Origin of the sequence: Moheibacter sp. (assembly GCF_049672845.1) — a bacterium.
Taxonomy (GTDB): Bacteria; Bacteroidota; Bacteroidia; order Flavobacteriales; family Weeksellaceae; genus Moheibacter.
The window spans coordinates 17,158-32,315 of record NZ_JBATWT010000017.1 but is presented as its reverse complement, the minus strand read 5'-3'; the positions used below and the strand labels follow the sequence as shown (position 1 = coordinate 32,315).

14 protein-coding genes are annotated in these 15,158 nt (G+C 39.4%); 7 read left to right on the top strand and 7 right to left on the bottom strand.

What is annotated here, in order from left to right:
* Nucleotides 1-8: 8 nt before the first annotated feature.
* Entirely contained in the window at nt 9-3,239 is a 3,231-nt protein-coding gene (locus WBF63_RS06775; protein WP_424368955.1) for a T9SS type A sorting domain-containing protein, read from the bottom strand.
* A 253-nt stretch (nt 3,240-3,492) separates the two neighbouring features.
* Here WBF63_RS06775 and WBF63_RS06770 point away from each other — a divergent pair, with 253 nt between their 5' ends.
* Both WBF63_RS06770 and WBF63_RS06765 read left to right on the top strand, forming a co-directional pair.
* The gene (locus WBF63_RS06770) at nt 3,493-4,518 is read left to right on the top strand and encodes a nucleoid-associated protein (RefSeq protein ID WP_424368954.1); all 1,026 of its coding nucleotides are present in this window, start codon (nt 3,493-3,495) and stop codon (nt 4,516-4,518) included.
* A 34-nt stretch (nt 4,519-4,552) separates the two neighbouring features.
* Nucleotides 4,553-5,311 (top strand): enoyl-CoA hydratase/isomerase family protein, encoded by a 759-nt coding sequence (locus tag WBF63_RS06765; RefSeq protein WP_424368953.1) that lies wholly within the window; start codon nt 4,553-4,555, stop codon nt 5,309-5,311.
* Between the two features lie 52 nt (nt 5,312-5,363).
* On the opposite strand, the gene WBF63_RS06760 is transcribed toward WBF63_RS06765, so the two are convergent.
* The 6 genes from WBF63_RS06760 to WBF63_RS06735 form a co-directional block, all read right to left on the bottom strand.
* On the bottom strand, nt 5,364-6,026 hold the full coding sequence (locus WBF63_RS06760) for a DedA family protein (protein ID WP_424368952.1): 663 nt from the start codon (nt 6,024-6,026) through the stop codon (nt 5,364-5,366).
* 84 nt (nt 6,027-6,110) lie between these two features.
* Nucleotides 6,111-6,590, bottom strand: a complete 480-nt coding sequence (locus tag WBF63_RS06755; protein ID WP_424368951.1) for a hypothetical protein — start codon at nt 6,588-6,590, stop codon at nt 6,111-6,113.
* 40 nt (nt 6,591-6,630) lie between these two features.
* On the bottom strand, nt 6,631-7,479 hold the full coding sequence (locus WBF63_RS06750) for a metallophosphoesterase (protein WP_424368950.1): 849 nt from the start codon (nt 7,477-7,479) through the stop codon (nt 6,631-6,633).
* Between the two features lie 34 nt (nt 7,480-7,513).
* Nucleotides 7,514-7,816 (bottom strand): hypothetical protein, encoded by a 303-nt coding sequence (locus WBF63_RS06745; protein WP_424368949.1) that lies wholly within the window; start codon nt 7,814-7,816, stop codon nt 7,514-7,516.
* Nucleotides 7,817-7,868: 52 nt separating this feature from the next.
* Nucleotides 7,869-8,159, bottom strand: coding sequence for a winged helix-turn-helix domain-containing protein (locus tag WBF63_RS06740; protein ID WP_424368948.1), 291 nt, complete (start codon nt 8,157-8,159; stop codon nt 7,869-7,871).
* Nucleotides 8,156-8,827 carry a hypothetical protein gene (locus WBF63_RS06735; protein WP_424368947.1) on the bottom strand — a complete coding sequence of 224 codons (672 nt, stop codon included), beginning with the start codon at nt 8,825-8,827 and terminating at the stop codon, nt 8,156-8,158. The genes WBF63_RS06740 and WBF63_RS06735 overlap by 4 nt, the downstream gene beginning before the upstream one ends.
* A gap of 105 nt (nt 8,828-8,932) precedes the next feature.
* On the opposite strand from WBF63_RS06735, the gene WBF63_RS06730 reads away from it, so the two are divergent.
* From WBF63_RS06730 to WBF63_RS06710, 5 genes are all read left to right on the top strand, one after another.
* A complete protein-coding gene (locus WBF63_RS06730; protein WP_424368946.1) occupies nt 8,933-9,703 on the top strand; it encodes an enoyl-CoA hydratase/isomerase family protein in 771 nt (256 codons plus the stop codon).
* A 108-nt stretch (nt 9,704-9,811) separates the two neighbouring features.
* Nucleotides 9,812-11,974 (top strand): cation:proton antiporter, encoded by a 2,163-nt coding sequence (locus tag WBF63_RS06725; RefSeq protein WP_424368945.1) that lies wholly within the window; start codon nt 9,812-9,814, stop codon nt 11,972-11,974.
* A gap of 190 nt (nt 11,975-12,164) precedes the next feature.
* Nucleotides 12,165-12,875: an SDR family oxidoreductase gene (locus WBF63_RS06720; RefSeq protein ID WP_424368944.1), complete on the top strand. Its 711-nt coding sequence runs from the start codon at nt 12,165-12,167 to the stop codon at nt 12,873-12,875.
* Between the two features lie 98 nt (nt 12,876-12,973).
* Entirely contained in the window at nt 12,974-14,245 is a 1,272-nt protein-coding gene (serS, locus tag WBF63_RS06715; protein WP_424368943.1) for a serine--tRNA ligase, read from the top strand.
* A 65-nt stretch (nt 14,246-14,310) separates the two neighbouring features.
* Nucleotides 14,311-14,598 (top strand): cupin domain-containing protein, encoded by a 288-nt coding sequence (locus WBF63_RS06710; protein ID WP_424368942.1) that lies wholly within the window; start codon nt 14,311-14,313, stop codon nt 14,596-14,598.
* Nucleotides 14,599-15,158 lie beyond the last annotated feature (560 nt).

Genomic DNA, 15,158 nt, shown 5'->3' with positions numbered 1-15,158 from the left:
TAAATAAATTAAAGTTTGATAATTTTTACGGTTGTAAAACCTGATGAATCTTTCTCATAAATGAGTCCGATGTAAACTCCTTTTTGCAGATCACTCAGATTTATTTTGCTGTTTTCAAACTTTCCTTTCTTCAACAGTTGTCCCTGTAAATTATAGATTTCAATGTTCATTTCCAACGGGGAAGAAATATTAAGAAAGTCTTTTACGGGGTTTGGATATATTTTCAGACTGTCTTGTGAATTTTGGGTAAACTCATTAGTTGACATTTCAAAATAATCTTCTCCTACAATTCCTTCATATCGCGGATAATCTTTTGCACAACGAACATTTAGACCATAAGCAGGTGGGACATTGCCAGTCGAAATCATTTTGTGATCTGAACCTGCGATTTTCCCGATTGACATGGCCAGCGCAAAACCTTTCAATTGTTGCGTCATGGCGGCGGTCCAGACACCTGTGATTGCCTGTGCTACATTTGTGCCCCCGATGGAATTTGGCGAAAATTTACCAATGATTCCGGTAGTAGGAAAATAGCCGATTTGATAATCCTGATCATTGAAAAACCATCCTACCGCTTTGTTGTCGTGCTGGAAAAATTCTCCACCATAATGGCTTCCTATGAATTGTGGATTTCCCTGTAATGATTCCAGTTTTTTTCCATTGTACCAAGGCGAGCTCCCTCTTCCGTTCTCATGAACTTTAAAGGTGTCAGGTACGCGCCATCCATCAGGACATGGATCATAAACCGATTTTTTCTGAGCATGGCCCCAGCGGTCGTAATCAATGGAAGTTTCATTGGAAACCCAGTCAGAAAGTTCTGTTGTTGCATGATGCAGGAATGTCAAAGGATTTTGTACGGAATACTGCACTACTTTATCGGCTTTTTTGTGCTTATCGTCACTGGAATTGGGTTTGTAATTATTGTAATAATCAGAATAAACTTCCGTAAACTGATCGATATAGGTCGTCTGGCTGATATTTGAATAAGAAACGACTCCATTTGCATTGACTGAAGTCCCTCTGTAGATTTCATAATTTTCACCACCCACATAACGGAAAGAGGGAATGGGATCTTTTCTTCCCCATTGATAATGAAGCCCACCCGATAATTTTACCTGATTTATTAATTCGGGCGCATTTGGATTTTGCTTAATTTCTACAGGTAAATCATGAATAGCTCCTAAATTTCGGTCCATGAAAATAGTGGTCAGCGCCGGATTTTCTCTTCCGGTGGCATTCACGAAATGATGCTCTGCAGGCAAAATTTCCTGATTTACATAAGTAATTTCCTGAATCTCATCTGCAACAGCCCAGATATGCCAGCTCCAGTATGCGGGTGTATTTACCGAATTATTATGTAAAGAAATCACTGCATTTCCTTTTTGTCCTGCATTTAGTTGAACACGTATGAATTTCTGTCGCGGATCACCTTCTCCTATCAGTTTTACAGTTTGCACCATATTGGGATTGTCAGTCCAGTAAACATTTGCAATCAGATTATTGTGAGGCAGTGCGTCATCTTCGGGAAATAAATTTTCATAAGCAGAAAACGCCTTGTTGACAGGAATAAGCATTTCGGTCTCTTCATGAACGATATAGCTGTTGGGATTATCCAGTCCGTCTGTAAAATAAGTTTTTGTAGCACTGATATATTCTGTTGAGAAATTCCCTGTCAGGTTGTGATTGGGGTCTCTCATGCATCTTACCGCTAGCGCTTCGGCAGAAAAGGTAGTCTGATTTACCAAAACCTGATTGAGACCATATTCGCTAAGGTCAGGTCGCAATGGATCTGTGGTTACACGCAGATATCTGGCGCCGCCCAATGAATAGGTTGCAGTCCATAAAGCCGCAATTGCACTTTCATCCTGGAAAACCACAGATGGCTGACCTCCGTTTGGTGCAAATTTGAAAAAGCCGGTAGTAGGCATGATTCCGATGTCACGTGAATTGGAGGATGAATCATGCGCGTCGGTAAAATCTATTCCGATTCCGTTATGAATTTTAGCACCTATAAAGGCGGTGTTTTGCACATTGGGATGTAAACTGTTTTTCTCAGGATTTTCATCATCATTAAATCCGCTGTTTTTGCGGCCCCAGGGTCCGAGATTATTATTGGTGGTAGTGCGTCCCATGAAAGATGGAATACGCCAGCCATTGGGACAGGGATCGTACGGAGATTTCAATTCATAAGAGCGACTGTCTTTTTTGATCTGTGTATTGCTACTGTTGGCATTTGAATCACCTCCTCTCATATTGTCTCCCCAAAGATCCCAGGCGATGATTTCTGAAGGGTTTGAACTGTTTATTTTGTATTGTTGGGAGGAAAACCAGGTTCCGCTGTCATTGTTCATCATGTAGGCAATCGGGTTCTGGATTGAAAATTTCAGATTGCTGGAAATTCCGGAAAAAGGACGGACAATTTCTGGGATAATATTACCACTGTGGATTCCTTCCCGATTTCGCATATAACCCACAAGGCCGTTTAGTTCATGGAAAGAAAAATCTTTGGTAATCAAAGGAGGTATAGGGTCTTTTCTTCCCCACTGGTACATGAGTCCACCCGATTTATGCCATTCATCTCCTAAAATCTCCTCATTTACCGCTCCTAGATTTCTGTCCATATATTGAGGTACAAAAGGACTTTCATTGAGATCGGTTTCCATGTCCTGCCCAAACGAGGTTCCTTGTGATGGATCATCGGTCACCCATACATGCCAGCTCCAGACTATAGGATCTTGAGAATTTCCCAGACTTCCCAAATGAAGTGAGATCACGGCATTTCCTTTACCCTTTTTCGGATTAATTTTTACGAGAATTTTTGAATTGGACTTCGGAGAAGCATTTTCTATATCCACATCTTGAATCAGTCCCGGTACATCTTCCCAGTAAATAAACGCAGAAAGAATATGCGCTGAATTCAAAGACTGGTTGAGATACCATTCAGAACTCTCCCAAACTGCAAAAGCTTTAGTCACCGGGATTTTCAATCCGCCATAATTCTGTGACTTGGCCAAACCTACATCATAAATATAACTGTTGGGGGCTCTTAAATAATTTTGATTCAACTCACTTATTTCCGGATTTTCCGGAACAGACCGTTCATTTTCAATAGCACGAACGGATTTTTCAATACTTTCCCACAAATAATTATCAGTTGTTGCGATAAATTCCTGTGCTGAAACGTTAAGTAATGCAAAGCCCAAACACATGGCCAAAGCAATGCTCTTTAAATACTTCATTTCCTAAAATTTAAATTCTAAATAATTTGAACTTCTCTTCGGTTTAGGAAAGGTTCATTAATAGTTTTTAAATTTTTTAGGAATAGGGGTAGTGTAGATGTTGGGCGAATTTATGATTTTTTTAACAATCACCAAATTTTTTCAACAAAATCTAAACAATTTAATTTTTATTTAATATTGGTAAAGGAACTGTATGAAATATTTTTAATTCAAGTTTAAGTCCATTAATTTCGCTGCATTAAATTTGATAATTATGCACTTTATAAACCCCGAAGAAACATTTGACGTAGCCATCCACAGAGTGGGAAACAGAGCTTTGGACGAGGATATTCATCTTTCCAAAACCCTTACTTTTTATCCGGCTGAACTGACTGATACGCTGTATAATTTTTTTCTTAAACCTTTTAAAACTGATGAATACTTTCAGTTCAAAACCGATGAAAATCCGGTTTTTGAATTTGTGAAAAACATTTTTGAAGACCCGAAACAGCTTTTCCAAAACTCACTTCGCATTGCCGAACACCTTTTTAAGGTGGGTGCACACCCAAAAGCCAGAGGAGGGGAGCTATTTGTCGTCTTTTTTCCTGATGCGCTGATGGAAGGCGAAAATATGTCAGTAGTAGGAATTTTTAAATCCGAATCCAAAGACAGAGTCTTAAAAACCGTCCCGAATGAAAATTCTTACGAAGTATGGACCGAAGAAGGAATCAATCTTTCCAAAATTGACAAAGGCTGTCTGATTTTTAATACTGAAAAGGAAGAAGGTTTTATTGTGGCTTCTGTTGACAATTCCAAGGGTGAGGAATATGGCATTTGGGCCGATGAGTTTCTGGGCATAATGCAACGACAAAATGAATTCTTCGATACCGAAAACACTCTAAATCTTTGCAAAAGTTATGTCATGGATAAATTGCCGGAAGAATTCGAAGTGAGCAAAGTCGATCAGGTGGATTTGCTCAACAACACGATGAAGTTTTTCAAGGAAGCAGATGTTTTTGAATTAAATGATTTTGCCGATAAAGTACTAACGCAGGATGAGTTGAAACAAAGTTTTGAAGATTATAAGAAAAAATACGAAGAAGTTTATGAAGTGGATGTGAATGACCATTTCGAAATCTCTAAAAACGCAGTAAAAAAGCAAGCCCGTTTTTTCAAAAGCATCATCAAACTAGATAAAAATTTCCATATTTATGTTCATGGAAATCGCAAGATGATTGAGCAAGGCGTGGATGATGAGGGTAAAAAATACTATAAACTTTATTACGACGCCGAAAATTAAAATTAAATTTCTAAGTTTAAATCAAATTAAAAAAATGGAAGCTTATTATATAAAATCCGACATTGTCAGCAATATTGCGACCATCGAATTTTTTCATCCGAAAAGCAATTCTTTTCCGAGTGCCCAATTGCATGAACTCATCAGAATGCTGGATGAACTAGGTAAAAACGATGAGGTTAAAATCATCATTTTGAAAAGTGAAGGTGATAAGGTTTTCAGTGCCGGTGCTTCCTTTGACGAATTGTTGACCATCGATGAATTCTCCAAAGGGAAAAAATTCTTCTTAGGGTTTGCCAATGTAATTCTGGCCATGCGCCGTTGCCCGAAGTTCATCGTTGGGTGCATTACCGGAAAAGTTGTGGGCGGCGGAGTCGGTCTGGCTTCGGCTTGCGATTATGCGCTGGCCGATGAAAATGCTTCGGCGCGTCTGAGCGAATTATCCATCGGAATTGGTCCGTTTGTCATTGAACCTGCCATTACCCGAAAAATCGGAATCACGGCTTTTTCGGAGATGACGATGAATCCTACCGAATGGAAATCGCCCGAATGGCTGAAAGAAAAAGGAATTTACAACCATATTTTCGCCGATGCTCAAACCTGTGAAGAGGAAGCGATGAGCTTTGCACAGCAGCTTTCGGTTTATAGTCTCGATGCGATGCGCGACCTGAAATCCATATTTTGGCAGGGAACTGAACATCTTCCGAAACTGATGGAACAACGCGCCGAAATGAGCGGCCGTTTGGTGCTTTCAGACTTCACAAAAGAAACTTTATTAAAATTCAAATCGAAATGATTTTTAAGCGAAAATCGAAAATCGAAAATCGAATTTCGAAATTTCCCGTAAATCAAGCTGTATTTTCCTTGTTGAAATATTTCTCCTTTACAAATTCGTAAACAATCGGAAGCAGTGAAAGAATGATAATGCCAATCACAACTTTTGAGAAATTTTCTTTGATAATCGGAATATTACCCAAAAAGTATCCGATCAGCGTCACACCGACCACCCAAAGAATGGCTCCGACCACGTTATAAGTAATAAAAGTTTTATAACTCATTCGCCCGATTCCCGCAACAAATGGCGCAAGCGTTCTTACAATCGGTACGAAACGGGCAATCACAATGGTTTTGCTTCCGTATTTTTCGTAAAATGAATGCGTTTTATCGATATGTTCCTGTTGCACAAATTGTTTTCCCAAAACCTTAATTTTTGTGACTTTCATCCCAAAACGTTTGCCGATGGAATAATTCAGTGAATCACCCGAAACCGCAGCGATGAGTAACAAAACGATGACAACCCAGACATTGAGTTCGTTTTGTTGGGCAGCGAGCATTCCGGCGGCGAAAAGCAAAGAATCTCCCGGAAGAAATGGCATGACCACAACACCTGTTTCGACAAAAATAATCAGAAATAAAATCGCATAAACCCAATATCCATAAGTGTTGATGAAAAATTCTAAATGCTGGTCGATATGCAGGATAAAATCAATTAAAGTTTCAATTGCTTCCATTGAAAAAATTTGTTGCGAAGGTAGGAAAACCTTATGAAGCAGTCAAAACTTGGTTTTGTTAAGTTTTCTATAAATTCATTAAGATCAAATAAAAAGATAATTCCTGGATTGGATGCCGGCTTTGATGTAAATTACTGAAGTATCCAGCCAATCTTTAAATTCAATATCATGAAATCGGGCTATGGATTTCCCTTTCCGGAAAGATTTTAAGTAATATTTCAAAAATTCAGGATACAAAACCGTGCCGATTCCGATCATGCTGAACATATACAAACTCTTTTTTCCGTTTCCGAAAAGCAAATATTGCATGGCGATTTCATCTTGGATTTCCGTTCCGGTTTCGGTGATGAGGTGAAAAACATCGTGATTTTCCAGTTTGGGCATTACGGAAAACCCTTTTTCGCGGTAGAATTCGCCCAAAGCTTTTCCCAAAGTTCCTTCGGGATACAACAAAAATTCGTGGATGGAAATTCCCCATGCTTTTTTGTTTCGTTTGAAGAATTGGGCGTAAAAAATCTGTGACCAATCGTAGAGCCACAACATGAAATTTAATCGATAATTCATAATTGATTTTTTAAAGAACTTTGCAATTCAAAGTATGTTATTAAATTTTTTTAGATTTCAGTTTAAACAAAGTGATTTCAGGTCTGACATTGAAGCGGATCTGATAGGTATGACCCAACGCACGATTGATATACAAAGTTCTTCCATCATTCAGTTCAATCTTCCCGGCTGAATATTTTTTGTTTTTGACCGGTAAAACCGGAGGAGAAAAAAAGGGGAATTTAACTTGTCCGCCATGCGTGTGCCCCGATAAAATCCAACCCCGATAATCATTCCAAATCGGTAAATCCAGTGCGTCGGGATTATGACAGAGAACCAGATTGGCAGCTGATTTTCGATATGTTTTCATTAGTTTTTCTCCTTCGAAATGGGTGCCGTAAAGGTCATCCATACCCAAAATGGTTAAACCTTGAACTTCCAAAGACTCGTTGCGAAGAATCTGAATTCCGACGGTTTCCAAATCTTTTTCTATTCGGTTTGCTACATCGGATTCATTCCAGTTTTTGCCGTAATCGTGATTGCCCAAAACCCCAACTGTCGCTAGTTTTCCTTTCACAAAATGAGGAGAAACTTCTGCCAGTTGTTGAAATTGTTTCGGGGATTTATAGGCCAGAAAATCACCTGTGTAAACCACAATATCGGGGTTCATTTTCTGTGCTTTTTGAAAATTATCAATCAGATATTGATAATCAAACCGATCACCGATGTGCGTATCGCTGATTTGCATCAGGGTTTTCCCTTCCAGCTCTTGGGGAAGATTTTCGATCTCCATTTCCAACTCTACAAATTCTACATCAAAAGGTTCGATTTGCCATGCATAATAAAACAGTGCACTGCCTGTAAGCATTAGAAATAATATTGTTTTTCGGATGAATTTTGTCCTTTTCATTTACTTTGAATTTCAAAGTTGATATATAAATTTTTTAAGAACCCGCGACGGGAGAATTGAAAATTCCCACTGCCTTTTCACCCCAAATCAATACGAAAACAAAGACTGCGACTATGCATAAAATAATTCGCTGTCGTTTCGTTTTAAATTTCCTCAAAATCAATTCGATGATCAGTCCGGTGCCGGAAAGAAGAAATCCCATCATCAGGAAATCGGAAAAAGCCCAGTTTACTTCTTTTGTAAACTGCATCGCAATCAGGGGAATGAAAAGTAATCCCAAAGCGCATAACAAAATAGCTTTCAGCCTTTTGTTGTTTTGAATAATTTTTGAATTCATATTGTATTATTTATTTTCACGAATCTCGAAATTCGAACTTCGAGGTTCGAATTTAACTCCCCAACAACTTCTCCAACGCCACCAAATGCTCTTGAAATGCCTCCCGGCCTTTTTGGGTTACCCGATAAGAAGTTTTGGGTTTTTTGCCTACAAATTCTTTTTTTACTTCTATATATTCCGCTTTTTCCAGTGCAGACGAATGACTAGCCAGATTACCGTCGGTCACATCCAGCAATTCTTTCATTTCGGTAAAATCCACCCAATCGTTGACCATCAGCACAGACATCAAGCCGAGTCGTACCCGGTTTTCAAAGTTTTTATTTAGTCCGTCGATGAGACTCATTTGTATCGCTTTTGCATCAAAATTCCATAAAAAATATGAAGAATCCCAAATCCGATTGTCCAGAAAAACAATCCATATCCGATGAAAAACAACGAAATCAATCCCAAAGCAATTTCGCATAAAGCCAAGGAATGAAATTCTTTCAAAGTGTATTTGCTTCCGTTCAGCAAAGCCATTCCATAAAAAATCAACATCGCAGGCGCGATCAGTCCGGCATTTCCATAATAAAGAAGCGCAATGCAAAACAAACCGCCTGTTACCAAAGGAATCGCAACCTGCACAAACAAACGTTTGGTAGTGGAGTTCCAAAGTTTAACTCCTTGCTTTTTGGCTTTCAAAGAAGATTGATAAAAAGCGGTGGTAGCGGAAAACAAAATCACTATACCGGCAATCAGGAAAAGTAAAATGTTTTTTTCAGAAAATAATTCCAATAAAGAATGGGTGTAATTATAGTGAACCGCACGTCCCGAACCGTATGTATCAACTTCCGGCGGAATAATTTCCTTGGCGAAATTCATTTTGAAAATCACATAATAAGCTGCAGCAGCACCCAATAGCGAATAAATTCCGGCCATGATGCCAGTCCAGCCGCTTAGCGACATAAACCGGCTGCTTCGTTCCATGAGCGAACGAATTTCCTTTAATTCCTGATGTGGATTTGTATTCATCTTTTAAAGAACTTTGAAGTACAAAGTAAAATTAAATAAATCAGATTACCAAAGTTTTTTTCGGGTTTTACGAATTCCGTACTTTTAAGCACAAAATAGAAATTCATGAATTATAATCATTTACTCATAGAGACGGAAAACAAGATTGCAGTTGTAACGCTCAACAGGCCGCAGGCCTTAAATGCATTAAACAAAGAATTGTTAAACGAATTAAGTTCCTTTCTGGACGAAGCAGAAAAAAATCCGGACATCCGTGTGATTATTCTGACAGGTTCGGGTGAAAAATCATTTGTGGCAGGTGCCGATATCAAGGAATTCTCAGATTTTAATAGTCAGCAGGGGGAGCTTTTGGCCAGAGAAGGTCAGGACAAAGTATTCAACAAAGTGGAGAATTTATCCAAACCTGTTATTGCTGCGGTAAACGGATTTGCACTCGGCGGCGGTCTGGAACTGGCGATGTCGGCCGACTTCAGGATTGCTTCTGAAAATGCCAAATTAGGTTTGCCTGAAGTGACTTTGGGATTGATTCCCGGCTATGGTGGAACCCAGCGTTTACCGAAACTGGTTGGAAAAGGACAGGCAGCTCAGATGATTTTCACCGCCGAAATGATTTCTGCTCAACGCGCTTATGAAATCGGTTTAGTAAATGAAGTTGTACCACAGCCGGAACTTTTGGACAGGGTAAAATCCATTGCTTCCAAAATAGCGGCGAATTCTTCAACCGCGATTGCCAAAGCGATTCAAACGGTAAATGCAAGTGATTCGCCAGAAGGTTTCAATATGGAAATCAAGAGTTTCGGAGAATTATTTGATTCTGCCGATTTCAAAGAAGGCGTTTCAGCATTTCTGGAGAAAAGAAAGCCCGATTTTAAGTAATGACCAGATTGCTTTTAATAGGATTTTATTATCATTGCAAATAAGAAAGTCCGAAAAAGCAGCTTTTTTTAAACGAAAATGAATCTTGTTGAACCGATATAAAAGCGTATGACTGAATTTTTTAACCACTTAGCAGAAGAATTTGAACTGCCCTTACAGAACCCGGTTTTGGTTTTTTCATTGATTCTGCTCATCATCCTGATGGCGCCCATTCTCCTGAAAAGATTGAATATTCCGGGAATCATCGGGTTGATTATTTCAGGAGTTATTATTGGTCCTTATGGATTTAATCTTTTGGAAAATAATTTTGCCATCAAACTTTTTTCCACCATTGGTCTGCTTTATATCATGTTTATTGCCGGACTTGAATTGGATCTGAACGAATTCAAAACCCATAAAAATAAAAGCTTGGTGTTTGGATTTCTGACATTTATAATTCCTATAATGGTTGGATTTCCAGTGTGCTATTATCTTCTCGGATATGATTTCAATGCCAGTTTCCTGACTGCTAGTATGTTTGCAACCCATACGCTGGTCGCTTATCCGATAGTGAGTAAATTGGGCGTCGCCAAAAATCAGGCGGTTGCGATTACCGTTGGAGGAACTATTTTGACCGATACTGCGGTACTGATTATTCTGGCTGTAATCATCGGAAATAGTCAGGGAAGTCTGGATCAGTTGTTTTGGATCAGGCTTATAATTTCGCTTGCTATTTTTTCTGCCATTATGTTTTTGGTTATGCCGCGGATTGCGAAATGGTTTTTCAAAAAGCTGGAAAGTGAGAAGCATATGCATTACATATTCGTTTTGGCTGTAGTGTTTTTTGCGGCATTCCTAGCAGAAGTAGCCGGAATCGAACCTATCATCGGTGCCTTCGTAGCAGGACTTGCTTTAAATCCGCTGATTCCTCATTCGTCTGCTTTGATGAACCGGATTGAGTTCATCGGAAATTCACTTTTCATTCCTTTCTTTTTGATATCGGTTGGGATGTTGGTTGACATCAGAGTAATTTTGAGCGGCCACATGGCAATTGTCATCGCGCTTACACTGAGTGTAGTTGCGATTTTTGGGAAATGGCTGGCGGCCTTCTTTACACAGAGGATTTTCAAATATTCGGCTGCGCAGCGACAAATTATTTTCGGTCTGAGCGGTGCACATGCTGCAGCGACACTGGCGGTGATTTTGGTGGGTTATAATGCCAATATTCTGGACGATAATATTCTGAACGGAACCATTATTTTGATTCTGATTACTTGTGTGGTAGCATCTTTTGCGGCCGAAAAAGCTGCCAAGAAGATAGCGCTGAGTGAAGAAAATGATATTTCGGTGGAAGAATTGAAAAATCAGACGCATTATAACGAACAGATTTTGATTCCGGTTGCTAATCTGGCTTTGGTGGAAAATCTGCTTGATTTTGCCCTAATTATAAAAGACAAAAACTCAACCAATCCGGTGACATTGCTTTCAGTGGTTCCGAATAATAATGAAGCCGAACTGAACATTTTAAAATACAAAAAGGAACTCGAGAAATTCATTCTTCAGGGTTCTGCTTCGGAATCCAGTGTGAGTACGATTACGACGATTGACCATAATCCGGCGAGTGGAATTGCCCGCGCTGCCAAAGAAATTATGGCCGATTTTGTGATCATCGGGTGGCCACAGAAAACCGGATTCATCGATAAAATTTTTGGGGAAAAAACAGATTCCATCATCAATAATGTGGACAAAGGACTTGTGCTTTGCAGGTTTGTACGTCCGTTGATTGAAAAGAAAAAATTGGTTTTTATTTGTCCGCCGTTTACGGAAAAAGAAAGCGGATTTCCTACAATCGTTCAGAAAGTATTCAGGATTTCACAGGAATACAGTATTCCGGTGGTTTTATATTCGGAAGAAAGAACCTATGAAGCCATGCAGCAGATTATGAAAGCGTTTAAACTGACAGGAAAAGTGACGTTCAATAAGTTCTCTTATTGGGAAGACTTTCTGGTCATCACCAAAGATATTTCGCCAAGTGATTTGCTAGTGTTTATCGCGTCAAGAAGAGGTTCTATCTCTTATGCACCGCACCTGGAAAGGATTCCTGATAAATTTGAACGATATTTGGGTCAAAATAACCTGATAGTGGTGTATCCGCAAGAAAATGTAAGTGGAATTTCCATTGACGATTACGAAAACTTCTCGCCCGATCCGATCAACAAAGGGATCGAAGCCATTGAGCAAATCGGAAAAGGAATTGGAAGCATCTTTAAGAAGGACAGGGAGAAGGAATGAGTGAATGGGAGAATGATTGAATAATAGAATGATTGAATGGGAGAGTGATTGAATAATAGAATAACAGAATGGTCGGTTTATTAATGATTATGAATAAAATAAATAACCTTTTAAACTTAACATTATGGCAAATCAGGACAAAATTCAATTCATTCAAAATTCTATTATTCACTCATTAAAATAGTTAATTATGGACTTAAAAAATAAAGTTGCCTACATCACGGGCGGAAGCAAAGGAATCGGACTGGGAACGGCGAAAGTCTTATTGGATGCCGGAATGCGTGTTGCCATCAGCGGAAGAAAGCTTGAAGAAATTCAAAAGGCAGCAGCGGGTCTGGGCGATAATTCCCGTATCATCGGGGTTCAGTCTGATGTGCGGAATTTTGTGGACGAACAAACCGCAGTGGAACAGATTTTAGATGCTTTTGGGCAGATCGATGTGGTTTTGGCCAATGCGGGACTGGGGAATTTTGCATCGGTGGATGAAATGACGCTGGACGAATGGAATCAAATGATTGATACCAATCTGACAGGTGCTTTTCATACATTGAAAGCAACAGTTGATGAGCTCAAAAAATCTGAAGGATATTACATCACGCTGGCAAGTCTTGCGGGAACCAATTTCTTTGAAAACGGCGCCGGATACAATGCTTCTAAATTTGGTGTGGTTGGCTTTACACAGGCGGCTATGCTGGATTTGAGAAAGTACAATATCAAGGTTTCGACGATTATGCCGGGTTCGGTGGCGACGAATTTCAATAACCATGTTCCGAGCGACAAAGATGCTTGGAAAATTCAACCGGAGGACATCGGAGAATTGGTGTTGGACTTATTAAAAATGAATCCGAGAACTTTGCCGAGTAAAATCGAAGTTCGACCGACTCGTCCCGATTTAAAATAATAAGCATTTAAATTAATAATTCAATAAAAAACTAATTATTCGAACTCCGGACTTCGGAATTCGGACTTCGATTAATACCTTTGCCAAAAACTTAAAAAATGTTAGTCGTATCTGCTATTCAGGAAAACAAAGAAAAAGTCATTGAAGGACTTAAAAAAAGAAATTTCAAACAATTGGAATTAGTCGATGAGGTTTTAAACACAGATGAACTTCGCCGTAAAACCCAGTTTGAGTTAGACAGTGTTTTAGCAGAGTCGAATAAATTATCGAAAGAAATTGGTCAGTTATTCCAACAAGGAAAAGCGGATGAAGCCAATCAGCTGAAAGAAAAAACGGCTCAGCAAAAAGTTCAGGTAAAAGAATTGCAGGATTTACTTTCTGAATATGAAGAAAGCCTGAAATCTATGCTTTATCAGATTCCCAACATTCCCCATTCAAAAGTAGTGGCTGGTGTAAGTGCTGAAGATAATGAAATCGTATTTACAAAAGGGGATGCCTCACCCAAACCCGATGCTTTGCCACACTGGGAATTGGCCAAAAAGTTTAATCTGATTGATTTTGAACTGGGTGTAAAAATCACAGGCGCAGGATTTCCGGTTTATTTAGGAAAAGGCGCAAGGCTGCAACGGGCTTTGATTCAGTATTTTCTGGATAAAAACACCGAAGCCGGCTATACCGAAGTGATTCCGCCGTTTGTGGTAAATGAAGCTTCAGGTTTCGGAACGGGGCAATTGCCCGATAAAGAAGGGCAGATGTATTATGTAAACGAAGATAATTTGTACCTGATTCCGACTTCAGAAGTTCCTGTAACCAATATCTTCCGAGATGAATTATTGGATGCTTCGCAATTGCCGATTAAACTGACTTCTTATTCGCCATGTTTCCGTCGTGAAGCCGGAAGTTATGGAAAGGACGTTCGCGGACTGAACCGTTTACATCAGTTCGAAAAAGTAGAAATAGTACGCATAGAGAAACCAGAAGATTCTTACGAAGCTTTGGAAACCATGGTTGAACATGTGAAAGGATTATTGGAAGATTTGGAATTGCCTTATCGTATTTTGAGATTATGTGGTGGTGATACCGGATTTGCATCGGCCATGACCTATGATTTTGAAGTATTTTCAGCTGCGCAGGAGAAATGGCTGGAAGTGAGTTCGGTTTCAAATTTTGAAACTTTTCAGGCCAACCGTCTGAAACTTCGTTATAAAGCTGACGGGAAAAATGAACTTTGCCATACGCTGAACGGAAGTGCGCTAGCTTTGCCGCGTATTCTGGCTTCCATTCTGGAAAACCATCAGCAGGCCGACGGAAGCATTAGAATTCCGGAGAAATTAAGAGCTTATACAGGATTTGATAAAATCGATGCCTAAAAGAGAAGGGAGCCTAAGCGGTTCCCTTTTTTATTTTGTAACTTTCTGAATTAAAAATAAATTCAATGAACTTAGAAGATCTGCATAAAGAGTCGGACAAAGAAGTATCGGCCGCTAAACTTTTTACGAGTGACAAAGGAATTGTGACGGCAATCCAATTAAAAAAAGACGGGATTTTGAAGGAACATATTACCAAGATTCCTGCCTTGTTGTTGTGCATTTCGGGGAAAACCCTTTACGAAGAAGAAGATCAGAAGGTTGAATTATTGCCCGGAGATTATGTAAACATCAGACCTTTTGTAAACCACTGGCTAACGGGTGAGGAAGATTCGCAACTTATATTGATTCGTTGATTTTTTGGTATAGTTAAGGGGAGGGTGTTTTGGGTTGTATATTGTTATATGCAATTTTTAACCACAAAGGGCACAAAGCTTTCACCACTAGCACTAAGAGAGTAGTAATACTCCCATCTTTTTAAACCACATAGTTTTTAAAATTCTCAAGCATTTTTCTCTTGTTTCATTTCTACTTTGGAGGGGAAATTTATATCTATTTTTATTAAAATCTTTTCGTAAGACGGTATGAAAATACAGATTTGATGGAGAAAAATTCTGCTCATTTCAGGGTGAAAAAAATGGTTTTTTGATCTTTTTTCAATTGTTAATAAGTGGACGCATACTGGACGTATACTGGGCGCATCTATGGTGCATCTATGGGGTATGCTTTGGGGTGTGGGGTGATGGCCCTTCGATACTTCGACTTCCCACCACGGCGGGCACGGCGCTCAGTACAGGCTAAGGCTCAGGGGACGAGTGTTTGAGTAGTGGGGTGGATGAGAACATAGAAAATAGATGTTGGATGTAGGGTGTTGGATGTGGGGTGTTGGATGTGGGGTGTTTGTGGTTCGATAAGC